The sequence below is a fragment of the Aquabacterium sp. J223 genome, from assembly GCF_024666615.1.
In the GTDB taxonomy this organism is placed as follows: domain Bacteria; phylum Pseudomonadota; class Gammaproteobacteria; order Burkholderiales; family Burkholderiaceae_C; genus J223.
In genome coordinates this window covers 1,979,886-2,002,733 of sequence record NZ_CP088297.1, presented here as the reverse complement: position 1 = coordinate 2,002,733, position 22,848 = coordinate 1,979,886, and the positions used below count along the sequence as shown (strand labels likewise).

Sequence of the window (22,848 nt, the reverse complement as noted above, 5' to 3'; positions counted from 1 at the left end):
TGCCGGCCAGCAGGTCAGCGGGGCTTCTGCTCGCACTGGCTAAGCGTTTGGTGCGATCGCCCCGAAGCCATTGCTAGGGCGAGCCAGACAACGCTTCACGTACAGGGTCAGTGATTCGAGCCAGAGCTTCTGGGGAAGCAGTTGTGCACCACGTCGCACAAAGTGCTTGCCACAAGATGTCGCCACCGACATAAAGCTTACTCGCGGCCGCCTTTACCCAATCATGATGATTTGCAAGCGTCATCGCGGCATTCAACTCATCAATGGTCATAGAGACATCCCGACCGATTCGCTCTGCAACCCCCGACCAATTTAGTGGTCTTAGTGCTTCAAAGATAACCACTTCAGGCGCATCATTGCCCGGCAAGACGTCACACCCATGCGCGGAGTCTTGATCTCCATCCAAGAACACTACGGAAGGGCGAGGGAAACGGTTTTGATGCCGCATCATGCCTAATGCAATACCGACCTGCGCGCTCCCATAAGGAATTATTTGCACTCGGTCGAGCAAGTCCTTATCAACTTTGATGAGCGCCTCTCTCACCAGTAGTCCCGCCCGAGGATCCTCCACATACAAATCGCACTCGGGGTGCTGCTCTTCATCCATGCGTGTCATGGCGAAATCCGGACTGACGCCAGTAACTACGCTCTTCCCAGCATGCCCCTCCATCAAATAGATTCGGCCCTCGGGCGGCAGCTCTTCTAGAACATAGGGAGAGTGAGTCGTCAGAACAATCTGGAGCTCATTCTCTCGGGCAATTCGAGCCAAATCTCTAACAAGACGCCGCTGCGCACGAGGATGGAGCGACGTCTCGATCTCGTCTATGAGAACAAGGCTGTACTTCGGGAAGGGCTGAGCGAGCAATTCCGCGGCAGCAATTTCTCCAGCTCCTTGATGGAATCCGGAGTACCGTGAATCACCGAGAGTCAGCACTGGCACACGGCGCTTCTCGTCGACGTTTGTGCTCGAAATGCCAGCGTTCGCATATTTTTTTCCAACAATATAGGATAATCGTTGAAGACGATCTGGATCGAAGGGATCGTGAGAGTGCTCTGTAACGCCGGCCTTCAGCAATTTCAAGAATCCAACTCGGGCGCCTACAGGTTGAATGCGGCTTAGGTCGACGTAAATTACCGGCCGTTCCGGGCGCTCCGGATTTCCGCGCCATCGATCGGATGGCTTTCGAATTGTTTTCGTCTGTGAGTTCGCGCCCTCCCTGTAAGAAAACCGGAGCGTTACTCCTGAAATGGTCTCAAAAGGCGTGTCCGGAAAGAAGTCTGAAGCAAAAGATTCACTTAATTTGGTGTTCGACTTATAGACAGACGCTGACGATTGCAAAACCGTACTCTTTCCAGAACCGTTCTCTCCAACGAGGGCCACGATAGGGAAGCCAAAGTCGACCCGCTGCCCAACCCAGCCTCGAACTCCAGATAGTTCTATCCACTCCAGCCTCTTTGGCCATCCCTGACCGGTCGCCCACTTGTTTTGCAATCGGCGCATTTCGTTCGAGAGGGCCATCTCTGCTCCGCTTTCCTTGGTGGTCGTCAAGCTAGTGTAGCGCCGGGCAGCCGCGGTTGAGCGCGCGCTGTAGAGCCGGGTTGGGGCGGCGCTTCGACCCCGCCATTGCCAATACAGTGGCTCATGCCCTACCGCAACGACAGCCTGAGCCCCGACGAGATCGTCGCCCGCATCGCGCGGGCCAACGTCACCGGCCTGACGCTGGTACACCGCCGCGACGGCAAGGCCTACAGCTACGACGGGCTGTGCGCGATGCTGAAGCGCCGCCAGGCCGACGTGCGGCGCGAGCACACGGCCGCAGGCGGGCCGCTTGCCGCGATGGCGCCATGGGGCTTCTACGACATGAAGGGCAAGGGCGCCATCGACATGTGGCAGTCGGGCGTGCCGCTGGAGGAGATCCAGGTGCTGTGCGGCCACGAGTCGGTGCGCACCACGGAGATCTACGTCAAGAGCCGCTGGCGCGGCGCGGTGGCCCCGAATTGGGTCGCCTCGGCTGTCTGAAATACGAGCCGCAGGCCATACCAATCAAGGGGTTAGCCACGCACCAACGACCGGAAATATCAGACGGCGTCGGCTAGAATTGCGAGCAGCGACAATGCTTTATCCCTCGGCCGGCCACCGGACTGTTAATCCGCAGTCCCTGGTTCGAGCCCAGGTCGGGGAGCCAACACACGAGATGCCCTGGTTGCTGACGCAGCCGGGGCATTTTCTTTCACGGTCGCCCGGCCCGGGAGACCGACATGCGCCACAGGACTGCACCGTGAACCTCACCGTCCCCATCACCCTGACCGACGAGCTGGACGACGAGATCGTCAGCTCGACCGGCTCGCTGGACCTGGCCAGCGGCGAGATCCGCGACGTGCGCTACGTCGACTACGACGTGGCCGCGCAGGGCCTGCCGGCCAGCCGCGAGGACTACGCCTTCACCAGCGGCACCCTGAGCAACGACGGCAAGGACGTCGAGTTCTCGGTGCAGGTCGAGCGCTTCTCGGGCAAGTACAGCGTGACGCCGAACGAGCTGCTCGACATCAAGGTGCGCGCGGCGCGGCTGTTCGCCGGCGTGGAGGGCAAGGACCTGGCCGGCGGGCAGGCGGGCCGCGGCCGCAAGCTGCACTGAGCCGGGGGGCCGCCAGGGGCCGACCCTGGCCCGGCGACGGCGGCACACGGCTTGCGGCATCCTCGTCCGCGATGCACCCCTCCTCCCCCGCTCAGGAGCCGCCGGCCGACCCCTTCAGCGCCTTTGCAGGCCGCTCCGAGGCGCCGCACGACGACACCCGCGAGGCCATCGATGACGCGGCCCGGCTGACCGAGCCCGAGGCGGTGGCCGCGCTGCTCGACGCCGCCCGCCTGCCCGAGGCCGCCTCGCGCGAGGCGCAGGCGCTGGCCCTGCGGCTGGCCGCCGCCCTGCGCGAGCGCCCGACCGGCTTCGGCCGCGCCGCCTGGGTGCAGGGCCTGCTGCAGCGGTACTCGCTGTCCTCCGACGAGGGCGTGGCCCTGATGTGCCTGGCCGAGGCGCTGCTGCGCATCCCCGACGCGGCCACCCGCGACGCGCTGATCCGCGACAAGCTCGGCGCCGGCCGCTGGGAGGACCACCTCCAGCGCAGCCCCTCGCCCTTCGTCAACGCCGCCGCCTGGGGGCTGCTGTTCACCGGCAAGCTGCTCGGGCCCCGCGAAGGTGGCCTGGCGGCGGTCGCCGGTCGGCTGCTGGCGCGCGGCGGCGAGCCGCTGGTGCGCGCGGGGGTGGACATGGCCGTGCGGCTGATGGGCGAGCAGTTCGTCGCCGGCCGCACCATCCACGAGGCGCTGGCACGGGCGCGGGCGCTGGAGGCCCGCGGCTTCCGCCATTCCTACGACATGCTGGGCGAGGCCGCCGTGACCCACGCCGACGCCGAGCGCTACGGCCGCGCCTACGCGCAGGCCATCGCCGCCATCGGCGCCTCGGCGCATGGCCGCGGCGTGCGGGACGGCCCGGGCATCTCGATCAAGCTGTCGGCGCTGCACCCGCGCTACCGCAGGGCCCAGCGCGAACGGGTGATGGACGAGCTCTACCCCCGGCTGCTCGGCCTGGTGCTGCAGGCGCGGCAGCAGGACATCGGGCTCAACCTCGACGCCGAGGAAGCCGACCGCCTGCTGCTGTCGCTGGACCTGCTGCAGCGGCTGTGCGCCGAGCCGGCGCTGGCCGGCTGGCAGGGCCTGGGCGTCGTGGTGCAGGCCTACCAGCTGCGGGCGCCCTTCGTCGTCGACCACCTGGTGGCGCTGGCGCGCCGCAGCGGCCGGCGGCTGATGGTCCGGCTGGTCAAGGGCGCCTACTGGGACAGCGAGGTCAAGCGCGCGCAGGTCGACGGGCTGGACGGCTACCCGGTGTACACGCGCAAGGCCCACACCGACGTGGCCTACCTCGCCTGCGCCCGTCGCCTGCTGGCCGCGCCGGACGCGGTCTACCCGCAGTTCGCCACCCACAACGCGCAGACGCTGGCGGCCGTCCACCAGATGGCCGACCCGGCCGCCTGGACGCCGGGGCAGTACGAGTTCCAGTGCCTGCACGGCATGGGCGAGCCGCTGTACGAGCGGGTGGTGCCGCCGGTGTCGAGGGGCGGCCTCGGCCGGCCCTGCCGCATCTACGCCCCGGTGGGCCCGCACGAGACGCTGCTCGCCTACCTGGTGCGGCGGCTGCTGGAGAACGGCGCCAACACCTCCTTCGTGCACCAGGTCGCCGACCACGGGCGGCCGCTGGCGGCGCTGGTGCGCGACCCGGTGGCCGAGGTGGTGGCGCGGGCCCGCGACGAGGGCGGCGAGGCCGGCCGCCCGCACCCGTCGATCCCCTTGCCGGCGCGGCTGTACGGGCCGGCGCGGCGCAACGCCCGCGGGCTGGACCTGGCCAGCGACGCGGTGCTGCGCACGCTGCAGGCCGAACTGCAGGAAGCGGCGTCCACGCCCTCCAGTGCCGGGCCGCTGCTGGCGGACAACGCACCGACAGCGGACACGGCGCCACGACCGGTGCACAACCCGGCCGACACCCGCGACGTCGTCGGCCAGGTGCAGGACGCGACCCCTGCCGACGTGGACGCCGCGGTGCGCGCCGCGCAGCAGGCCTGGCCGGCCTGGCGCGCGCTGCCGCCGACCGAGCGCGCAGCCCGGCTGGAGACCGCGGCCGACCTGTTCGAGGCCGAGCGACCGCGCCTCATGGCGCTGCTGGTGCGCGAGGCCGGCAAGACCGTGCCCAATGCGCTGGCCGAGGTGCGCGAGGCGGTGGACTTCCTGCGCCACGACGCCGCCGAGCTGCGCGCGCATTTCGACAACCACAGCCACCGGCCGCTGGGCGCGCTGGCCTGCATCAGCCCCTGGAACTTCCCGCTCGCCATCTTCACCGGCCAGGTGGCCGCGGCGCTGGCGGCGGGCAACACCGTGCTCGCCAAGCCGGCCGAGCAGACCCCGCTGGTGGCCGCCGAGGCGGTGCGCCTGCTGCACTGCGCCGGTGTGCCGCAGGGCGCCCTGCAACTGCTGCCGGGCGATGGTGACGGCGTGGGGCGGGCGCTGGTCGCCCATGAAGGCGTGCGCGGCGTGCTGTTCACCGGCTCCACCGCGGTGGCCAAGGGCATCGCCCGCCAACTGGCCGACCGGCTGGACGACGAGGGCCGGCCGCTGCCGCTGATCGCCGAGACCGGTGGGCAGAACGCCATGATCGTCGACGCCTCCGCGCTGCCCGAGCAGGTGGTGGCCGACGCGCTGGCCTCGGCCTTCGACAGCGCCGGCCAGCGCTGCTCGGCGCTGCGGGTGCTGTGCCTGCAGGCGGACATCGCGCAGCCGGTGCTGGACCTGCTCAAGGGCGCCATGGCCGAGCTGCAGGTCGGCCCGCCGGACCGCCTGTCGTGCGACGTCGGCCCGGTCATCGACACCGAGGCCCTGGACCGGCTGCAGCGCCACGTCGAGGCGATGCGGTCGCGCGGTCGACCGGTGCACCAGCCGGCGCCGCGGGGAGCCGACGACGCACGCGCCCACGGCACCTTCATGCCGCCCACGCTGATCGAGCTGCAGCGGCTGGACGAACTGACGGAAGAGGTGTTCGGCCCGGTGCTGCACGTGCTGCGCTGGCGCCGCGGGGAGCTTCCGGCATTGCTCGCTTCTCTGCACGCCACCGGCCACGGCCTCACCCTCGGCCTGCACACCCGCATCGACGAGACCGTGCGGCAGGTGGTGGACAACGCCCGGGTGGGCAATGTCTACGTCAACCGCACGATGGTGGGCGCGGTGGTCGGGGTGCAGCCCTTCGGCGGCGAGGGCCTGTCGGGCACCGGGCCGAAGGCCGGCGGGCCGCTGTACATGACGCGGCTGCTCGCGGCCCGGCCCGCGCTGGGCCTGGCCCGCGCACTGCGCGGCGACCGACCTGCCCCACCCGCACCGCCGCCGCTGCTGGCGTTGCGGGGCTGGGCCACGGCGCAGGGACGCGCGGCGTTGGCGGACGCCTGCGAACGCTTCGCCGCCGAGTCCTGCGCCGGGTTGAAGCGGGTCCTGCCCGGCCCCACGGGTGAGCACAACGAGCTTCGGCTGCTGCCGCGGCGGGCGGTGCTCTGCCATGCCGAGGCCGACGCGGACCGGCTGCTGCAGCTGGCGGCGGTGCTGGCGGTGGGCAGCACCGCGCTGTGGCCGTCGTCGGCCCGGCCGCTGCGCGACCGGCTGCCGGCGCCGGTGCGGACCCAGATCCGCCTGCACGGAGCGCCCGACATGCTCGGCGCCAACGTCGACGCCGCGATGCACCACGGCGAGCGCGCCGAGCTGCTCGCGCTCCAACGGCAGCTGGCCGAACGCCCCGGCCCGATCGCCGGCCTGCAAGGCCTGCGATCGGGCGATGGGGCCATCGCGCTGGAACGGCTGCTGGTGGAGCGCGCCGTGAGCATCAACACCGCCGCGGCGGGCGGCAACGCCAGCCTGACGGCGGTGGGTTGAGGGGCCGGACGATCAGCGGTTGCCTTCCGCGGCCTTCTCCTGCCCGGTCTTGATGTCGACCTTCGGCACGGTGATGGTTTCCTTCTCGGTGGTCACCTTCGGCACCGTGACCTCCTTCTGGGTCTTCTCGACGGTCACATCCGGCGCGGTGACGTCGTACTTGGGCAGGTTGACATTGCCCTCCTGCGTCTTCTGGACGTCGTACTTCGGCAGCTGCACGCTGCCCTCCTGCGTCTTCTGCACGTCGCAGCCGGCGAGGACGAAGGCGGCCGAGGCGACCAGACCGAGAACCAGGGTGTTCGAACGCTTGTGCATGGAAGTCTCCTGAGGGTGGGACATGGGCACATTGTTCGAATCCGACCGTGCCCTGGCTGTCGGGCGGGCGTCGAACGCGCTGTAGGGCGATGGCACTTCGCCCGTGCGTCGCGCCTTTCCCCGAGGCCTACAGGCGCTCGATGGCGATGGCGGTGGCTTCGCCGCCGCCGATGCACAGCGTCGCCACGCCGCGGCGCAGCCCGCGCCGGCGCAGGGCCCCGAGCAGCGTGACCACGATGCGGGCGCCGGAGGCGCCGATCGGGTGGCCGAGGGCGCAGGCGCCGCCGTGCACGTTGACGATGTCGTGCGGCAGGCCGAAGTCGGCCATCGCGGCGAGCGCCACCGCGGCGAAGGCCTCGTTGACCTCCCACAGCGCCACGTCGCCGGCCGACCAGCCGCAGCGCTGCAGCAGCGTGCGAACCGCCCCCGCCGGCGCGGTGCTGAACCAGGCCGGCGCCTGCGCATGCACCGCATGGCCGACGATGCGCGCCAGCGGCGGGATGCCCTGCCGTTCGGCGTCCGACCGGCGCATCAACACCAGCGCCGCCGCACCGTCGGAAATGCTGGACGAGGTGGCCGCGGTGATGGTGCCGTCGGCCTTGAACGCCGGCTTCAGGCCGTGGATGCGGTCCGGCCGGGCCTTCGCCGGCTGCTCGTCGCGGGCCACCACCGCCGGCGCCGCGCCGCGTTCGGCCGGCAACGACACCGGGGCCATCTCCCAGTCGAAGGCACCGTCCGCCTGCGCCTGCCGTGCGCGTTCGGTGGACGCGACGGCGTAGCGGTCCATCGCCTCGCGGGTGAAGCCGTAGCGGGCCGCGCAGTCCTCCGCGAAGAGGCCCATCGACTTGCCGCGGCCGTCGGGCAGCCGGTCGTAGGCGTCTTCCAGGCCGTCGTGCGCCATGTGGTCCAGCAGCGCGGTGGCACCGTAGCGCACGCCGCGCCGCAGCGCGCTCAGGTGCGGCGCGTTGCTCATGCTCTCCATCCCGCCGGCGACCACCACGTCGGCCGAGCCGGCGGACAGCATGTCGTGGCCGAACATCAGAGCGCGCATGCCGGAGCCGCACATCTTGCTCAGCGTGACGGCGCCGGCCGAGTCGGGCAGCCCGGCGCGCCGCAGCGCCTGACGGGCCGGCGCCTGGCCCTGCCCGGCCATCAGGCAGTTGCCCATCAGCACTTCGTCGACCCGTTCGCCCGGCAGGCCGGCGCGGCGCACGGCGGCCTCGATGGCCACCGCGCCCAGCTCCCAGGCCTGCAGGCCGGACAGCTCGCCGAGCAGGCCGCCCATCGGGGTGCGGGCGGCGGCGACGATCACGATCGGGTCGGGCATGGACGGCTCCTGGTCGCGGCGCGGCAGGGGGCCGCCCGCCGATCATGCCTCGCGCGGTCCGCCGGCGGCGCCGCCCGTCCTACAGCCGGCCCTCGCAGAGGTCGCCCACCAGTTGGATCAGCCAGGGCACGTCGTCGGCGACGAGGAACAACCGCGGTTCGCCGCACGGCAGGCGGCGCACGCTGAGCACCCGCTCGGGTTGGCTCATCGGGCCGAGGTGGGCCGACGGGAAGAGCCGCAGCTCGAAATCCTCGGCTGGCAGGCCCATCAGCCGCAGGGCGGCCCGCACCGCCGCCACCACGTCCTCATGCGCCGTCGCCGACCGTGTCGGTTCCCGTTCCTCGGTCTTTGCCGCGTCGTTCATCTGCACTCCTGGTCACAGGCGGCACAGTGTCCTGAAAGGCATGGCCGGACGGCTACCCTCCTCGGGGGGCTTCCGACCTTTGGGGGAGGCGGGCGACCGACCGGGCGTCAGCGTCGCTGGCGGTCGTCCTCGCGCGCGCGGCCGGGCGCGGCGGCGGGCAGCGGCCGCTCGACGAGCAGCCCGTCGAGCTGGGCCAGGTCGGTGTCGTCCAGCCGGCCGGCCAGCACCTTCAGCCGCACCAGGCCGAGCCAGGCGTCGTAGCGCGAACGCGTCATCTCGCGCTGCGACTCGAAGAGCTTGGACTGGGCGTCGAGCACCTCGGCCGCCACCCGCACGCCGACCTCGTAGCCGCGCCGGTTGGCCTGCAGCGACAGCTCGCCCGAGCGCACCGCGGTGGCGTAGCCCTGCGCCTGCGCCATCGCCGACAGCGCGGCCGACCACTGCTGCCGCACGCCGAGGGTGACGCCGCGACGCGCCGCGTCCAGCTCGCCCTGGGCCTTGTCGCGCAGGGCGAGGGCCTCCTGCACCTTGGACTGCGTGGCCCCGCTGGCGAAGAGCGGCAGGTTGAAGTTCACCCCCACCTGCGTGGCGTCGTAGCGGCGCGGCGTGAGGATGTTGATGCTGCCGGTGTCGCGGTTGCGGGTGTGGCTGGCGGTCAGGTCCAGCGTCGGCGCATGGCCCAGCGACGCCCGGTCGACCTCGGCCAGCGCGGCGTCCAGCGCCAGGCGCGCCTGCGCCACCTGGGGACTCGCGGCCAGCGCGTCGTCCAGCCAGCGCGCCGCCGCCGCGGGCTCCAGCGACGGCAGCCGGTCGTCCTGCAGGCTGCGGACAAGCAGCCCGTCCACCGGGCGGCCGACCAGCTCGGCCAGCACCTGCTGGCGCATCTGGACCTCATGCTCGGCGGCGGCCAGCTGCGCGGCGACGACGTCGGCCTTGGCCTCGGCCTCGCGCACGTCGGTCACCGGCGCGGTGCCCACCCGGTACTTGCGCTGCGCGGCGGCCATCTGCTCGCCGGTCGACAGCTGCTGGGCGCGGGCGAAGCGCAGGGTGTCGCGCGCCTTCAGCAGGTCGAAGCAGGCCTCCATGAAACGCTGCAGCGAGGCCAGCCGGGCCTGCTCGTGCTGCGCCCTCGCCTGCTCGTACTGCGCCTCGGCGCTGCGCAGCCCGGAGAACAGCGCCGGCCGCAGCACCGGCTGGGTCAGCTGCAGCACCAGTTGCTTGCCGCGGAAGGGCCGGTTGTCGAACGCCGGCGCTTCCTTGTAGTCGGTCTCGGACTGGTTGGCGGTCAGGTTGAGCGTGGGACCGAAGGCGGCCCGGGCCTGCACCAGGCGCTGCTCGGCGGCGCGCGCCTGCGCCTCGGCGCCGGCCACCGCGGGGTCGGCGGCCAGCGCCAGCCGGGCCAGTTCGGGCAGGGGCTGGGCGGCCGCGGCGCCGGCCCAGGCGGCGGCGCACAGCAGCAGGCGGCGAAGGTGGGGGGCGGGCGACATGGACGGCGAGCGTAGCCGCCCGGGGACGGCCGCCGCCGCCCGCCCCCATGACCCGGGGAAGGTCCGGTCGCTCCGTCAGCGCAGCACGTCGATCAGGCGGTCGAGCTCGACCGGCTTGACCAGGTGGGCCTGGAAGCCGGCCTCGCGGATGCGGGCCCTGTCGCGCTCGGTGTCGAGGGCGGTGAGGGCGACCAGCCGCGGCTCCCGGCCGTTGGCGCTGAACAGCCGCTGCAGCAGCCGGGCGGCCTCGGTGCCGTCGACCATCGGCATCGAGATGTCCATGATGACCACGTCCGGCCGCAGCTCGGCCGCCTTGTCGAGCGCCTCGGCGCCGTCGTAGGCGGTGTGGACATCACAGGCCAGTTCGAGGTGCAGCAGGTGGGCCAGGGCGTCGGCGGCACCGGGGTCGTCGTCGACGACGAGGATGCGGCGGGCCGCACGGGGGATGGGAAGGGCGCTCATGGGATGTTCTTCGTATGCACCGCATTGAAGCAAGCGGTGCGCCCGGTGCGCCACGGCGGGGCCCATCCCCGGTGCCGCAGCCGGAGCGGGCGGCTGCGCGACACTCGGTGTTCCGCCCGGTTTCCGCGGGCGCCTCCTCCCTGTCCGCTGCATGCAGCCCGCGCAAATCGCCTGGATCGTCCATGAGCGACAACCCCTGCCGCCGAGCGAGCAGGCCCTCGGCCCGGGCTCGGAAGCGCCCGGGCTGCTGGCCGCCGGCGGCGAGCTGAGCCTGGCCCGGCTCACCGAGGCCTACGGCCGCGGCGTCTTCCCCTGGTACGGCCCCGGCCAGCCAGTGCTGTGGTGGGCGCCCGACCCGCGCATGGTGCTGCCGGTGGCCGACTTCAAGCTGTCGCGCTCGCTGCGCAAGACGCTGCAGAAGTTCGTCCGCACGCCGGGCTGCGGGCTGCGCATCGACAGCGCCTTCGACCGGGTGATCGCCGCCTGCGCCGCCATGCCGCGCGAGGGCCAGGACGGCACCTGGATCGTGCCCGAAATGATGGCCGCGTACGTCGCCTGGCACCGCGCCGGGGCGGTGCACAGCTTCGAGACCTGGATCGACGGGCAACTCGTCGGCGGGCTGTACGGGGTGTCGCTGGGCCGGATGTTCTTCGGCGAATCGATGTTCTCGCTGCGCACCGACGCCTCGAAGATCGCGCTGGCCGGGCTGGTCGCCTTCTGCCGGGTGCACGGCATCGCGCTCGTCGACTGCCAGCAGAACACCCGGCACCTGGCCTCGCTGGGCGCGCGCGAGACGTCCCGCGCCGACTTCGAGCGCCATGTGGCCCTGACCCGTGGGGCGCCCGGGGTGACGGACTGGACCTATCATCGATCGCACTGGGCCGCGCTCGGCTTGTCGCTTGCCGATGGAGGCCACACCACCGCCGCCTGACCGGCCGACCCCGGTTCCACCACCCGCCGCCCGCCGACGTGACGCACCCGAAGGAACTACCGCTCGCCTCGCTGCAGTTCTACGCGACGGCGCCCTACCCCTGCAGCTACCTGCCGGGGCGGCTGGCGCGGTCGCAGGTGGCGACCCCCAGCCACCTGATCCACGCCGACGCCTATTCCGGCCTGGTGGCCAACGGCTTCCGCCGCAGCGGCCTGTTCACCTACCGGCCGTACTGCGACGGCTGCCGCGCCTGCGTGCCGCTGCGGGTCCCGGTGGCCACGTTCCAGCCGTCGCGCAGCCAGCGGCGCTCGCTGAAGGCGCACGGTCACCTGCAGACCCGGGTGCTGCGCCTGGGCTTCGCGCCGGAGCACTACCAGCTCTACCTGCGCTACCAGGCGGGCCGCCATGCCGGCGGCGGCATGGACCACGACAGCGTCGACCAGTACACCCAGTTCCTGCTGCAGAGCCGGGTCAACTCGCGGCTGGTGGAGTTCCGCGAACCGACGGCCGACGGCAGCCCGGGCGCGCTGCGCATGGTGTCCATCGTCGACGTGCTGAACGACGGCATCTCGGCGGTCTACACCTTCTACGACACCGAGGACCGCCAGGCCAGCTACGGCACCTACAGCGTGCTGTGGCAGATCGAGCAGACACGTTCGCTCGGGCTGCCGCACGTCTACCTCGGCTACTGGATCGCCGACAGCGCGAAGATGGCCTACAAGGCCCGCTTCCGTCCGAACCAGCGGCTGGTCGACGGGCAGTGGGTGGCCGGCGCCTAGACGGTCACGCCTCCGGCCGGCACCAGATCCAGGCGCCGACCACGACCATGACCGCCGGCACCGCGACCTGGAGCCACAGCGGCAGCGGCAGGAACTGAAGCATCACCGCGCTGCCGGTCATGGCCAGGGTCGCGGCCCACTTGGCCTTGCGCGGCACCGCCCCGCGCTCCCGCCAGCGGCGCAGCGGCGGCCCAAGGTGCGCATGGTCGAGCAGCCAGCGCTCCAGCGCCGGCCAGCCCTTGCCGCCGGCCCAGGCCGCCACCAGCACGAAGGGCACGGTGGGCAGCACCGGCAGCACGACGCCCGCCAAGGCCAGCAGCAGGGCCAGCAGCGCCAGCGCCCGCCACAGCAAGGTCACCGTGCTGCGCAGCATCAGGACAGTGGTGGCGCCGGGACCGACAAAGGCATTGAGCCACCTTAACATGGGGCCCGGCGGCTGGCCGCAGGGCCGGCCTTTCCACCGCATCTCGCCGTCACCCCCCTCATGGACCTGATATCCGAGCACGGCTGCTTCGGCGGCCGGCAGCAGTTCTGGCGCCATGCGTCGCAGGCCATCGGCCTGCCGATGCGCTTCTCGCTGTACCTCCCGCCGCAGGCCGCCGACGGCCGGCAGCGGGTGCCGCTGCTGGTCTACCTGGCCGGCCTGACGTGCACCGAGGAGACCTTCCCGGTCAAGGCCGGCGCCCAACGCCTGGCGGCCGAACTCGGCCTGGCGCTGCTGGCGCCGGACACCAGCCCGCGCGGCGCCAACCTGCCGGGCGAGGCGGAGACCTGGGACTTCGGCGTCGGCGCCGGCTTCTACCTCGACGCGGTGCGCGAGCCGTGGTCGCGCCACTGGCGCATGGAGAGCTGGCTGATGCGCGAGCTGCTGCCGCTGGTCGAGGCCCGCTTCCCGGTCGACGGCCAGCGCTGCGGCCTCTTCGGCCACTCGATGGGCGGGCATGGCGCGCTGGTGCTGGCCCAGCGCCACCCGGGGCGCTTCAAGTCGCTGTCGGCCTTCGCGCCGATCGCCGCGCCGTCCGACTGCCCGTGGGGCCACAAGGCCTTCAGCGGCTACCTGGGCGACGACCGCGCCGCCTGGGCGATGCACGACGCCAGCGCGCTGATGGCGGCGCAGGCCGCGCCGCCCTACCCCGCCGGCATCCTCATCGACCAGGGGCTGGACGACAAGTTCATGGTCGAGCAATTGAAGCCCGAGCGCTTCGAAGCCGCCTGCGCCGCGGTCGACCAGCCGCTGACGCTGCGCCGCCACCCGGGCTACGACCACGGCTACTACTTCATCGCCACCTTCATGGCCGATCACCTGCAGCACCACGCGCGGCAGCTCGCCGGCTGATCCACCCGGCCGGGACCGGCGTAACACCCGGCGATGACCCCCGGCCCCACCACCGCCGCGCTGACCACCACCACCGGGCCGGGCTGGCGCGCCACGCTGGCCAACGCGGTCGGCTTCCAGTTCGGCTGGTTCGGCGTCATCGGCCTGGTCGCCGCCGGCGAGGCCGGCTGGGCGCTGGCGCTGCTGGCCGCGGTGCTCGCCGCCCACCTCGCCGTCGTGCCGGCGCCACGGGCCGAGGCCCGCCTGCTGCTGGCCTGCAGCGGGCTCGGCCTGGCGTGGGAGACCGTGTTCAACGCGCTCGGCCTGGTGGCCTATCCGCATGGGCAGTGGGCCGCCTGGCTGCCGCCGCTGTGGCTGGTCGGCATGTGGACGCTGTTCGCGGCCACCCTCAACCACTCGCTGGCCTGGCTGCACGGGCGGCCCTGGCTTCAGGCGGTGCTCGGTGCCATCGCCGGGCCGATGTCCTATGCCGGCGGCGTGGCGCTGGGCGCCGCCGATTGGCAGCAGCGCACGCCAGCGCTGGTGGTGCTGGCGCTCGCCTGGGCGCTGCTGCTGCCGTTGACGATGGCGCTGGCCGACCGGGGCCGGCGCGCCGCGGTCAATCGCTGAACGAATCGATCGGTTTCAGCGGCCCGTCGAAGCGCTCGCGCTGCGGCGCGTCGGGCAGCGGCGGCAGCGCCAGCGGCGCCTCCGGCACCTCGTGCTCCGGCAGGCTGTCCAGCAGGTGGCGGATCAGCGTCAGCCGGCCGCGCCGCTGGTCGTTGAAGTCGACCAGCGTCCACGGCGCTCGGGCCGTGTGGGTGGCGGCCAGCATCGCGTCGCGCGCCCGGCCGTACTCGGCGTACTTCAAGCGTGCCTCGAGGTCGATCGGCGACAGCTTCCAGCGCTTGAGCGGATCGGCGGCGCGCTCTGCGAAGCGCGCCTCCTGCTCGGCCTGGTCCACCGTCAGCCAGTACTTGCGCAGCAGCAGCCCGTCCTCGACCAGCAGGTCCTCGAAGCGTGGGCACTGCCCCAGGAAGCGCTGCACCTGCGCCTCGTCGGCATAACCCATCACCCGCTCGACGCCGGCGCGGTTGTACCAGCTGCGGTCGAACAGCACGATCTCCCCGGCCGACGGCAGGTGCGGCACGTAGCGCTGGAAGTACCACTGCGTGCGCTCGCGTTCGGTCGGCGCGGGCAGCGCCACCACCCGGCACTGGCGCGGGTTCATCACCTTGGCGATGGCGGAGATGACGCCGCTCTTGCCGGCGGTGTCGCGGCCCTCGAGCAGCACCGCCACCCGGGCGCCGACATGGCGCGCCCAGCGCGCCAGGCGGTCGAGCTCGACCTCCATCGGCTCCAGCGCACGTTCGTAGTCCTTGCGGGACAGCCGGGAAGGGGCGGTGTCGTTCGAGGTCATGTGGGACGGGCCGGCGGCCGGCAGGTGGGTGTGCGATGGTGGCGCAATCCGCATGCGCGGCCCTAGCACGGGCCCACCGTCTTCGAATGCCGCTGCTCCTGCTCGTCCTCCTCCACCTCTGGCTGGGACTGCGCCTGCTCGCGCCCTGGCCGCCCGTCGGCCAGGCCGTCGGCGCGGCGCTGCTGGTGCTGCTCTTCGCCGGCGTGCTGTCGTCCATCCTGCCCATCGTGCGGCGACGGGCCGCCACGCGCGGCATCTGGGCCTGGGCCGGCTTCATCGCGATGGGCCTGTTCTCCGACGTCTTCGTGCTGACCGTGCTGCGCGACGTCGGCCTGATCGGGTGGCATGCGCTGCACGCGCTCGGGGCGCTGCCGCCGGTGGACGACGCGGCACGGCAGGCGTCGTCGCTGGCGGTGCCGGCGCTGGCGCTGGCCGGCAGCGCCGTCGGCCTGTGGAACGCCCGCCGCACGCCGCCGCTGCGCCGGGTGCAGGTGCCGATCGACGGCCTGCCGCCGGCGCTGCACGGCCTGGTCATCGTGCAGATCACCGACCTGCACGTCGGGCCGACCATCGGCGCGCGGTTCGTGCAGCGCGTGGTGCGGCGGGCCAACGCCGCCGGCGCCGACCTCATCGTGCTGACCGGCGACCTGGCCGACGGCCACCCGTCGGCGCTGGCACCCGGCTTCGCGCCGCTGGCCGACCTGCGCGCGCCGCTGGGCGTCTTCGGCGTCACCGGCAACCACGAGTACTACTCCGGCGTGCACGGCTGGCTGGCGGCGTGGCGGGCGCACGGCATCACGCCGCTGCTCAACGAGCACCGGGTGCTGCGACGCGGCGACGCCTCGTTCGTGCTGGCCGGCGTGCCGGACTGGAGCGCCGCCCACTTCGACCCGGCGCATGCGCCGCAGCCCGAGGCGGCGCTGCTGGGCGCGCCGGCCGGGGTGCCGCGCATCCTGCTCGCGCACCAGCCGCGCAGCGCGGCGGCGGCGGACGCCGCCGGCTTCCACCTGCAGCTGAGCGGCCACACCCACGGCGGCCAGTTCCTGCCCTGGCGCTGGTTCGTGCCGCTGCAGCAGCCGTACGTGGCCGGGCTGCACCGGCACGGCGGGCTGTGGGTATGGGTCAGCCGCGGCACCGGCTACTGGGGACCGCCGAAGCGGCTCGGGGCGCCGTCGGAGATCAGCCGGCTCGAACTGGTGCCGTCGCCCGGCACCGGGAAAAAATGAAATACGTTTCCGATTCCGATTGATGCGCCGCGTCGTCGGCGGGAGCATGGCGGCATGCCGCGCAAGGCCGCCCTCACCACCAGCGTCAGCGCCCTGGAGCGCGGCTTCGCGGTGCTCGACTGCTTCGCGCAGGCGGCCGGCCCGCTGGGCAACGGCGAGGTGGCCGCCGCCACCGGCCTGCCCAAGCCCACCGTCTACCGGCTGATCTCCACGCTGGTCGGGCTGGGCCAGCTCAAGCCGGTGCCGAACGCCGACCGCTACGAGCTGGCGGCCGGCGTGGTGCACCTGGCCCAGGCCTTCCTCGGCGGGCTCGACGTGCGCCGCCACGCCCGGCCGCACCTGCTGGCGGTGGCCGAGGCGTGCAAGGCCTCGGCCTTCCTCGGCGTGCGCGACGGCGACCAGATGCTGGTGGTCGAGGCCGGCCGCTCGCGGTCCGCGGTGGCGGTGCTGGGCAGCGACATCGGCACCCGCATGGCGCTCGGCACGTCGGCCCTCGGCCGTGCCTGGCTGGCCGGCCTCGACGAGCCGGCGCGGGCGACGGTGCTGGCCGAGCTGCGACAGCGCCGGGCGCCCGGCAGCGGTCCCGCGCTGGACGGCGCCATCCGCGACGCGCAGCGGCTGGGCCATGCGCTGTCGCTGGGCGAATGGCATCCCGACATCCACGCGGTGGCGGTGCCGGTGCGCACGCCCAGCGGCGAGGTGGTCAGCCTGAACTGCGGCGGGCCGGCGTTCGTGCTGACGCACGACCGGCTGCGCGAGACCGTGGTGCCGGCGCTGACCGAGGCCGCGCGCCGCCTGGCCGCCGACATCGGCGGGCTGGCCGGCCTGGCGCTGACGCAGCCGAGGCCACGGCGCGACCCGGCCGAGGCCGGCCCCACCCCCGCATCCCCACCCGACACCCCACACCACAAGACGCCCCGACGGGCCAAGGAGACGACACGATGACCCGCCACCCCTCGACCACCCGCCGCCTGCTGCTCGCGCTGGCGGCGGCCGCCTGCGCGCCGGCCGCCACCGCGCAATCCGAACCGGCGTCGGCCTTCCCCAGCAAGCCGGTGAAGCTGATCGTGCCCTTCGCCCCCGGCGGCCCCACCGACACCGCCGCACGGCTGATCGCCGAGCGCCTGCAGGCGAACTGGAAGCAGCCGGTGGTGATCGACTACAAGCCGGGCGGCGGCACCACCGTGGGCACCAGCACGCTGGCCAAGTCGCCGGCCGACGGCTACACGCTGGGCATGGCGATCAGCGCCTTCATGATCAACGCCTCGCTGCAGCCCAGCCTGCCGTACGACACGCTGAAGGATTTGACCGCCGTCTCGCAGATCGCGCAGGCGCACTACGGCGTGTTCGCCCACCCTTCGGCCCCCTTCAACACCGTGGCCGAGCTGGTGGCCTACACGAAGAAGAACCCCGATGCGGTGAGCTATGCCACCCCCGGCATCGGCACCGGCACGCACCTGGCCGGTGAACTGCTGAACAGCACGGCCGGCATCCGCATGGTCCACGTGCCCTACAAGGGCAGCGCCCCGGCGCAGCAGGACGTGCTGGGCGGCCGGGTGCCGCTGCTGTTCGACGTCGCCTACTCGGCCATGCCCTTCGTGCGCGACAAGCGGCTGAAGGTCATCGCCCTGGCCAGCCCGAAACGGTCGGGCAGCCTGCCCGAGGTGCCGACCATCGCCGAGACGCTGCCCGGCGTCGCCGGCATGAGCGTGATCGGCGTCATCGCACCGGCCGGCGTGCCGCGCGACCTGCTGCGCCGCATCGGCGCCGACATCGCGGCCGCCGTGAAGTCGCCGGAGGTGGTCGAGCGCATGGCCCAGCTGGGCATGGAGCCGGTGGGCTCCACCCCCGACGAGTACAACGCGCTGATCCGCAGCGAGATCGACAAGTGGCAGCAGGTGGTCAAGGCCGCCGGCATCAAGCCCGAGTGACGACAAGGAACGGCCCCGCACCGCGAAGGAGCAACGACATGACCCTGCAGACCCGCCCCCTGACCCCGCACATCGGCGCCGAGGCCATCGGCATCGACATCCGCCAGCCGCTCACGCCCGAGCAGGTGCACGAGATCGAGGCCGCGATGGACCGCCATGCGGTGCTGGTGTTCAAGCGCCAGCCGCTGGACCAGGACCAGCAGATCCGCTTCGCGCAGAGCTTCGGCCCGCTGGACCTGGGCTTCCGCCGGGTGCGCGGCGGCCCGCACCGCTTCAAGCACGCCGAGCTGGCCGACATCTCCAACGTCACCGTCGACGGCGACATCGCGGCGCGCGAGCACGCCAAGATCGTCGGCAACCTGGGCAACCAGCTCTGGCACAGCGACAGCTCGTTCCAGCGGCCGCGGGCCAAGTACTCGATGCTGTCGGCGGTGGTGGTGCCGGCCAAGGGCGGCGACACCGAGTTCACCGACCTGCGCGCCGCCTACGACGCGCTGGACGAGGACACCAAGGCCCGCATCGACGGCCTGACGGCGGTGCACTACGCGCTGCACTCGCGCTTCATGCTGGGCGACACCGGCTACGACGAGGCGCAGCGCAACGTGATGCCGCCGGTGGAATGGCCGCTGGTGCAGACGGACCCGCGCTCGGGCCGGCGCATCCTGTGGGTGGGCGCGCACTGCGAGCGCATCGTCGGCATGACCGTGCCCGAAGGCCGCATGCTGCTGTGGGACCTGCTGGAGCACGCCACCCAGCGCGAGTTCGTCTACCGGCACCAGTGGGAGGTGGGCGACCTGGTGATGTGGGACAACACCGCCACCCTGCACCGCGGCCGGCACTTCGACTTCGCCGAGCGGCGCGAGCTGCGCCGCGCGACCACCGAGGAGGTGGTGACCTCGCCGGAGGCGCAGCGGCTGGCGGCCTGAGCCTCGCGGCGTCCTGGTGCGGCTCACCACGGGTTAGGGAGGCCGGCGCCCGCGTTCCGCGTCAGGCTGCGGCGTCATCCACCTGCCACGCGGCGCGACGACGCTGCGGGCCTGCCGAGGACGCCATGAAGCTCGAGACCCTGTCGATCGCCACCTTCAACCTGCTCAACCTGAACGAGCCCGGCCTGCCGCTGTACACCCGGCCCGGCTGGAGCGAGGCCGCACTGCAGCGCAAGGTCGACTGGACCGCCGGCCAGCTGGCGCTGCTGGACGCCGACGTGGTCGGCCTGCAGGAGCTGTGGCATGACAGCGCGCTGCAGCGGGTGCTGGCGCAGGGCGACCTGGCCCAGCGCTACGACGCCCTGGTGCCGGCCGACGCCAAGGGCAAGCGCATCGTCTGCGCGGCGCTGGTGCGCAAGGGGCTGCTGGCCGGCACGCCCGAATGGATCGCCGATTTCCCGACCGGCTTTCGCCTGCAGTCCGGCGGCGACGACCCGCAGACGCCCGGCATCCGGGTGACGATCAAGGGCTTCTCGCGACCGGTGCTGCGCCTGGCCATCCGGCCGCGGCAGGACGAGGCCGAGGTGCAGGTCTACGTCTGCCACCTCAAGTCCAAGGCGCCGACGCAGGTCGGCCGCGAGGCCTGGTTCAAGGCCGACCGCGACACCTACGCGCCGCATGCCGAGGCGCTCGGCGCGGCGATCTCCACCGTGCGGCGCACCGCCGAGGCGGCCGCGCTGCGCTGGCTGCTGACAGAACGGATGAAAGGCAACGACGCGCCGGTGATCGTGATCGGCGACATCAACGACGGGCAGAGCAGCAACACCGGCAACATCCTGACCGGCCAGCCGATCTACCTGGTGGGCGACTCGCTTGGCGGGCGCGACGCGGCGCTCTACACCACGCAGACGCTGCAGGAGTACCGCGACACCCGCGACGTCTACTACACCCATGTGCACCAGGGGCTGCGCGAGTCGCTGGACCACATCCTGGTCAGCGAGCAGTTCTACGACCACAGCCGCAAGCGGCGCTGGCTGTTCGACGGGCTGGTCATCAACAACGATCACCTCAACTTCGAGGACCACGAGCGCCACGGCACCAACGACCACGGCATCGTGCGCGCGGTGTTCACGCACAAGCCGGCCAAGAAGGTTTAGGTCGTCGACGGCGCGGCTCAGCCAAGTGCCGGGCCGCCCCAAGCCGGCTGCGCACCCCCGCGGGGGTGGCCCTTCGCACACGGAGGGCGGGGGGGCCTACGTCAAGGAGGTGTCCACGTCGCGCCGCTCCAGTGCCAGGAACTCGGCCGACTGCATTTCCTGCAGCCGCGACACCGTGCGCGGGAACTCGTGGGCCAGCGGGCCTTCGGTGTAGAGCTGTTCCGCAGGCACCTCGGCCGACAGGATCAGCTTGACCCGGCGGTCGTACAGCACGTCGACCAGCAGCGTGAAGCGCCGCGCCTCGCTGGCCAGCCGCGGCGGCATCTGCGGCACGTTGGACAGCAGCAGGGTGTGGAACTGGGTGGCCAGCTCCAGGTAGTCGTTCTGCGAGCGCGGGCCGCCGCACAGCGACTTGAAGTCGAACCAGACCACGCCGCCCGCACGGCGCAGCGCGCGGATCTCGCGGTGCTCGATGCGCAGCAGCGGGTCCTCGTCGCGGGCCTCGGCCAGTTCGTCGAAGGCCGCCGACATCGCCGCGTCGGCCTGCGGGCCCAGCGGCGTGTGGTAGAGCTGGAGGTGGTTGAGCGTGCGCTGCCGGTAGTCGGTGCCGTGGTCGACGTTGACCACCTCCATCTTCGACTTCAGCAGCGCGATGGCCGGCAGGATGCGGTCGCGGTGCAGGCCGTGCGGGTAGAGCCCGTCGGGGTGGAAGTTCGACGTGGTGACGATGCTCACCCGGTTGTCGAACATCGCCTGCAGCAGCCGGTGCAGGATCATCGCGTCGGTCACGTCGGCGACGTGGAACTCGTCGAAGCAGATCAGCCTGAAGCGGCGCGCGATGCGCCGGCCCAGTTCGTCCAGCGGGTCGGCGGTGCCCTTCAGCTCCTGCAGCTCGCGGTGCACCTCGCGCATGAACTCGTGGAAGTGCAGCCGGGTCTTGCGCGTCAGCGGCACGGCCTGGAAGAAGCAGTCCATCAGGAAGCTCTTGCCACGGCCGACGCCTCCGTACATGTACACGCCCTTGGGCAGCGGCGGGCGGCGCAGCAGCTTGCTGATCGGGTTGCCGCGCCGCGCCTTGTAGTCGGCCCATTCGCGCTCGCAGCGCTCGAGCGCGTCGATGGCGCGCAGCTGCGCCGGGTCGGCGCTGTAGCCGCGTTCCTGCAGCGTGCGCTGATAGATCTCCCGAACTTGCAAAGGTCTGCCTCTTAAGTCTGCGCGGATCCGGCTCCGCCGGTCCGCTGCAGAACCCCGCGGGGGCAGCGACGGAAGGCGCGTGGGGGGATTAGAAGTTCAGGGTGCGCTTGTCGACCGCGAGCGCCGCTTCCTTGGTCGCCTCGGACAGCGACGGATGCGCGTGGCAGATGCGGGCGATGTCCTCGGCGCTGGCCTTGAACTCCATCGCCACCACCGCCTCGGCGATCAGCTCGCTGGCGAAGGGGCCGACGATGTGCACGCCGAGGATCTCGTCGGTCTTGGCGTCGGCGATGAACTTGACGAAGCCGGTGGTGTCGCCCAGCGCCCGCGCCCGGCCGTTGGCCATGAAGGGGAAGCTGCCGGCCTTGTAGGCGCGGCCGGAGGCCTTGAGCTGTTCCTCGGTCTGGCCGACCCAGGCGATCTCGGGGCTGGTGTAGATGACCCAGGGGATGGTGTTGAAGTTGACATGGCCGTGCTGGCCGGCGATGCGCTCGGCCACCGCCACGCCCTCTTCCTCGGCCTTGTGCGCCAGCATCGGGCCGCGCACCACGTCGCCGATGGCCCAGACGTTGGGCAGGTTGGTGCGGCATTCGTCGTCCACCGCGATGGCGCCGCGCTCGTCCAGCTTCAGCCCCACCGCCTCGGCGTTGAGGCCGTTGGTGTTGGGCACCCGGCCGATGGAGACGATCAGCCGTTCGCACTCGAGCACCTGCGCGCCGCCCTTGGCGTCGGTGTAGCTCACGCTGACGCCGGTCTTGTCGGTCTTCACCTCGGCGATCTTGACGCCGAGCTCGATCTTGAGGCCCTGCTTGGTGAAGGCCTTGTGCGCCTCCTTGGCGACGGCCTGGTCGACCGCGCCGAGGAAGGTCGGCAGGCCTTCCAGGATGGTGACCTCGGCGCCCAGGCGCCGCCACACCGAGCCCATCTCCAGCCCGATGACGCCGGAGCCGATCACGCCCAGCGTCTTCGGCACCGACGGGATGCGCAGCGCGCCGTCGTTGCTGAGGATGCGGTCCTCGTCGAAGGCCGCGCCCGGCAGCGCGCGGGCGTTGGAGCCGGTGGCGACGATGACGTGCTTGGCGGTCAGCGTCTGCGGCTTGTCGCCGGCGACGGCGATCTCGTAGGCGCCGCCCTCGGCCGCCTTGGCGAAGCTGCCGCGGCCGTGGAAGAAGGTGACCTTGTTCTTCTTGAACAGGTAGAGGATGCCGTCGTTGTTCTGCTTCACGACGGTGTCCTTGCGGCCCAGCATCTTGGCCACGTCGATGGACAGGTCCTTCAGGCCGATGCCGTGGTCGGCGAAGTGGTGGCCGGCCTGCTCGAAGTGCTCCGACGACTGCAGCAGCGCCTTCGACGGGATGCAGCCGACGTTGGTGCAGGTGCCGCCCGGCGCGGGGCCGCCCTTGCCGTTCTTCCACTCGTCGATGCAGGCGGTGTTGAAGCCCAATTGGGCGGCGCGGATGGCCGCGATGTAGCCGCCGGGGCCGCCGCCGATGACGACGACGTCGAAGTTGGTTGCACTCATGTCAAGAACCAGTTGAGGCCCAAGTTCCC

Annotated in this window: 22 protein-coding genes; 12 read left to right on the top strand and 10 right to left on the bottom strand. The window is 71.9% G+C overall.

Going from position 1 to position 22,848, the window contains the following annotated elements; translation table 11 throughout:
• Window positions 1–73 precede the first annotated feature (73 nt).
• Entirely contained in the window at window positions 74–1,549 is a 1,476-nt protein-coding gene (locus tag LRS07_RS09645) for an ATP-dependent nuclease (protein ID WP_260501706.1), read from the bottom strand.
• Window positions 1,550–1,642: 93 nt separating this feature from the next.
• On the opposite strand from LRS07_RS09645, the gene LRS07_RS09640 reads away from it, so the two are divergent.
• From LRS07_RS09640 to putA, 3 genes are all read left to right on the top strand, one after another.
• Window positions 1,643–2,020, top strand: a complete 378-nt coding sequence (locus LRS07_RS09640) for a site-specific integrase (protein ID WP_260501705.1) — start codon at window positions 1,643–1,645, stop codon at window positions 2,018–2,020.
• Between the two features lie 259 nt (window positions 2,021–2,279).
• Window positions 2,280–2,636, top strand: coding sequence for a hypothetical protein (locus LRS07_RS09635; RefSeq protein WP_260501704.1), 357 nt, complete (start codon window positions 2,280–2,282; stop codon window positions 2,634–2,636).
• Window positions 2,637–2,707: 71 nt separating this feature from the next.
• Window positions 2,708–6,463, top strand: coding sequence for a trifunctional transcriptional regulator/proline dehydrogenase/L-glutamate gamma-semialdehyde dehydrogenase (gene putA, locus LRS07_RS09630; protein ID WP_260501703.1), 3,756 nt, complete (start codon window positions 2,708–2,710; stop codon window positions 6,461–6,463).
• A gap of 12 nt (window positions 6,464–6,475) precedes the next feature.
• Here putA and LRS07_RS09625 read toward each other — a convergent pair whose 3' ends face one another.
• The 5 genes from LRS07_RS09625 to LRS07_RS09605 form a co-directional block, all read right to left on the bottom strand.
• A complete protein-coding gene (locus LRS07_RS09625) occupies window positions 6,476–6,778 on the bottom strand; it encodes a hypothetical protein (protein ID WP_260501702.1) in 303 nt (100 codons plus the stop codon).
• 127 nt (window positions 6,779–6,905) lie between these two features.
• A complete protein-coding gene (locus LRS07_RS09620; protein ID WP_260501701.1) occupies window positions 6,906–8,105 on the bottom strand; it encodes an acetyl-CoA C-acyltransferase in 1,200 nt (399 codons plus the stop codon).
• A gap of 79 nt (window positions 8,106–8,184) precedes the next feature.
• Window positions 8,185–8,469 carry a hypothetical protein gene (locus LRS07_RS09615; RefSeq protein ID WP_260501700.1) on the bottom strand — a complete coding sequence of 95 codons (285 nt, stop codon included), beginning with the start codon at window positions 8,467–8,469 and terminating at the stop codon, window positions 8,185–8,187.
• 107 nt (window positions 8,470–8,576) lie between these two features.
• Window positions 8,577–9,956, bottom strand: coding sequence for a TolC family outer membrane protein (locus LRS07_RS09610; protein WP_260501699.1), 1,380 nt, complete (start codon window positions 9,954–9,956; stop codon window positions 8,577–8,579).
• Window positions 9,957–10,031: 75 nt separating this feature from the next.
• Window positions 10,032–10,418: a response regulator gene (locus LRS07_RS09605; RefSeq protein ID WP_260501698.1), complete on the bottom strand. Its 387-nt coding sequence runs from the start codon at window positions 10,416–10,418 to the stop codon at window positions 10,032–10,034.
• Between the two features lie 151 nt (window positions 10,419–10,569).
• Between LRS07_RS09605 and aat the strand changes: the two genes are divergently transcribed.
• Together aat and LRS07_RS09595 are read left to right on the top strand one after the other, a co-directional pair.
• Window positions 10,570–11,349 carry a leucyl/phenylalanyl-tRNA--protein transferase gene (aat, locus tag LRS07_RS09600; RefSeq protein WP_260501697.1) on the top strand — a complete coding sequence of 260 codons (780 nt, stop codon included), beginning with the start codon at window positions 10,570–10,572 and terminating at the stop codon, window positions 11,347–11,349.
• Window positions 11,350–11,387: 38 nt separating this feature from the next.
• Window positions 11,388–12,128: an arginyltransferase gene (locus LRS07_RS09595; protein ID WP_260501696.1), complete on the top strand. Its 741-nt coding sequence runs from the start codon at window positions 11,388–11,390 to the stop codon at window positions 12,126–12,128.
• 4 nt (window positions 12,129–12,132) lie between these two features.
• Here LRS07_RS09595 and LRS07_RS09590 read toward each other — a convergent pair whose 3' ends face one another.
• Window positions 12,133–12,501, bottom strand: coding sequence for a YbaN family protein (locus LRS07_RS09590; RefSeq protein WP_260501695.1), 369 nt, complete (start codon window positions 12,499–12,501; stop codon window positions 12,133–12,135).
• A 111-nt stretch (window positions 12,502–12,612) separates the two neighbouring features.
• Here LRS07_RS09590 and fghA point away from each other — a divergent pair, with 111 nt between their 5' ends.
• A complete protein-coding gene (fghA, locus tag LRS07_RS09585; protein ID WP_260501694.1) occupies window positions 12,613–13,464 on the top strand; it encodes an S-formylglutathione hydrolase in 852 nt (283 codons plus the stop codon).
• 33 nt (window positions 13,465–13,497) lie between these two features.
• The gene (locus LRS07_RS09580) at window positions 13,498–14,073 is read left to right on the top strand and encodes a DUF2878 domain-containing protein (protein ID WP_260501693.1); all 576 of its coding nucleotides are present in this window, start codon (window positions 13,498–13,500) and stop codon (window positions 14,071–14,073) included.
• Here the strand turns inward: LRS07_RS09580 and ppk2 are convergent.
• Window positions 14,063–14,863 carry a polyphosphate kinase 2 gene (gene ppk2, locus LRS07_RS09575; RefSeq protein WP_260501692.1) on the bottom strand — a complete coding sequence of 267 codons (801 nt, stop codon included), beginning with the start codon at window positions 14,861–14,863 and terminating at the stop codon, window positions 14,063–14,065. The two genes, LRS07_RS09580 and ppk2, sit on opposite strands and share 11 nt — an antisense overlap.
• A gap of 86 nt (window positions 14,864–14,949) precedes the next feature.
• On the opposite strand from ppk2, the gene LRS07_RS09570 reads away from it, so the two are divergent.
• The 5 genes from LRS07_RS09570 to LRS07_RS09550 all read left to right on the top strand — a co-directional run bounded on the left by LRS07_RS09570 (window position 14,950) and on the right by LRS07_RS09550 (window position 20,103).
• Window positions 14,950–16,089 carry a metallophosphoesterase gene (locus tag LRS07_RS09570; RefSeq protein ID WP_260501691.1) on the top strand — a complete coding sequence of 380 codons (1,140 nt, stop codon included), beginning with the start codon at window positions 14,950–14,952 and terminating at the stop codon, window positions 16,087–16,089.
• Window positions 16,090–16,143: 54 nt separating this feature from the next.
• Complete coding sequence (locus tag LRS07_RS09565; RefSeq protein WP_260501690.1) at window positions 16,144–17,034, top strand: IclR family transcriptional regulator; 891 nt, start codon at window positions 16,144–16,146, stop codon at window positions 17,032–17,034.
• Window positions 17,031–18,020 carry a tripartite tricarboxylate transporter substrate binding protein gene (locus LRS07_RS09560; protein WP_260501689.1) on the top strand — a complete coding sequence of 330 codons (990 nt, stop codon included), beginning with the start codon at window positions 17,031–17,033 and terminating at the stop codon, window positions 18,018–18,020. Before LRS07_RS09565 ends, LRS07_RS09560 begins: the two co-directional genes overlap by 4 nt.
• A 38-nt stretch (window positions 18,021–18,058) precedes the next feature.
• On the top strand, window positions 18,059–18,946 hold the full coding sequence (locus LRS07_RS09555) for a TauD/TfdA dioxygenase family protein (protein WP_260501688.1): 888 nt from the start codon (window positions 18,059–18,061) through the stop codon (window positions 18,944–18,946).
• Window positions 18,947–19,071: 125 nt separating this feature from the next.
• On the top strand, window positions 19,072–20,103 hold the full coding sequence (locus LRS07_RS09550; RefSeq protein ID WP_260501687.1) for an endonuclease/exonuclease/phosphatase family protein: 1,032 nt from the start codon (window positions 19,072–19,074) through the stop codon (window positions 20,101–20,103).
• A 96-nt stretch (window positions 20,104–20,199) separates the two neighbouring features.
• On the opposite strand, the gene zapE is transcribed toward LRS07_RS09550, so the two are convergent.
• Together zapE and lpdA are read right to left on the bottom strand one after the other, a co-directional pair.
• On the bottom strand, window positions 20,200–21,297 hold the full coding sequence (zapE, locus tag LRS07_RS09545; RefSeq protein ID WP_260501686.1) for a cell division protein ZapE: 1,098 nt from the start codon (window positions 21,295–21,297) through the stop codon (window positions 20,200–20,202).
• A gap of 88 nt (window positions 21,298–21,385) precedes the next feature.
• Complete coding sequence (lpdA, locus tag LRS07_RS09540) at window positions 21,386–22,819, bottom strand: dihydrolipoyl dehydrogenase (protein WP_260501685.1); 1,434 nt, start codon at window positions 22,817–22,819, stop codon at window positions 21,386–21,388.
• Window positions 22,820–22,848 lie beyond the last annotated feature (29 nt).

Excerpts from the sequence above, each read along its gene's own strand:
- LRS07_RS09640 (WP_260501705.1), top strand. The coding sequence starts at position 1,643 with ATGCCCTACCGCAACGACAGCCTGAGCCCCGACGAGATCGTCGCCCGC.
- putA (WP_260501703.1), top strand. The coding sequence starts at position 2,708 with ATGCACCCCTCCTCCCCCGCTCAGGAGCCGCCGGCCGACCCCTTCAGC.
- LRS07_RS09625 (WP_260501702.1), bottom strand. The coding sequence starts at position 6,778 with ATGCACAAGCGTTCGAACACCCTGGTTCTCGGTCTGGTCGCCTCGGCC.
- LRS07_RS09620 (WP_260501701.1), bottom strand. The coding sequence starts at position 8,105 with ATGCCCGACCCGATCGTGATCGTCGCCGCCGCCCGCACCCCGATGGGC.
- LRS07_RS09615 (WP_260501700.1), bottom strand. The coding sequence starts at position 8,469 with ATGAACGACGCGGCAAAGACCGAGGAACGGGAACCGACACGGTCGGCG.
- LRS07_RS09610 (WP_260501699.1), bottom strand. The coding sequence starts at position 9,956 with ATGTCGCCCGCCCCCCACCTTCGCCGCCTGCTGCTGTGCGCCGCCGCC.
- LRS07_RS09605 (WP_260501698.1), bottom strand. The coding sequence starts at position 10,418 with ATGAGCGCCCTTCCCATCCCCCGTGCGGCCCGCCGCATCCTCGTCGTC.
- aat (WP_260501697.1), top strand. The coding sequence starts at position 10,570 with ATGCAGCCCGCGCAAATCGCCTGGATCGTCCATGAGCGACAACCCCTG.
- LRS07_RS09590 (WP_260501695.1), bottom strand. The coding sequence starts at position 12,501 with ATGCTGCGCAGCACGGTGACCTTGCTGTGGCGGGCGCTGGCGCTGCTG.
- fghA (WP_260501694.1), top strand. The coding sequence starts at position 12,613 with ATGGACCTGATATCCGAGCACGGCTGCTTCGGCGGCCGGCAGCAGTTC.
- LRS07_RS09580 (WP_260501693.1), top strand. The coding sequence starts at position 13,498 with ATGACCCCCGGCCCCACCACCGCCGCGCTGACCACCACCACCGGGCCG.
- ppk2 (WP_260501692.1), bottom strand. The coding sequence starts at position 14,863 with ATGACCTCGAACGACACCGCCCCTTCCCGGCTGTCCCGCAAGGACTAC.
- LRS07_RS09570 (WP_260501691.1), top strand. The coding sequence starts at position 14,950 with ATGCCGCTGCTCCTGCTCGTCCTCCTCCACCTCTGGCTGGGACTGCGC.
- LRS07_RS09565 (WP_260501690.1), top strand. The coding sequence starts at position 16,144 with ATGCCGCGCAAGGCCGCCCTCACCACCAGCGTCAGCGCCCTGGAGCGC.
- LRS07_RS09560 (WP_260501689.1), top strand. The coding sequence starts at position 17,031 with ATGACCCGCCACCCCTCGACCACCCGCCGCCTGCTGCTCGCGCTGGCG.
- LRS07_RS09555 (WP_260501688.1), top strand. The coding sequence starts at position 18,059 with ATGACCCTGCAGACCCGCCCCCTGACCCCGCACATCGGCGCCGAGGCC.
- LRS07_RS09550 (WP_260501687.1), top strand. The coding sequence starts at position 19,072 with ATGAAGCTCGAGACCCTGTCGATCGCCACCTTCAACCTGCTCAACCTG.
- lpdA (WP_260501685.1), bottom strand. The coding sequence starts at position 22,819 with ATGAGTGCAACCAACTTCGACGTCGTCGTCATCGGCGGCGGCCCCGGC.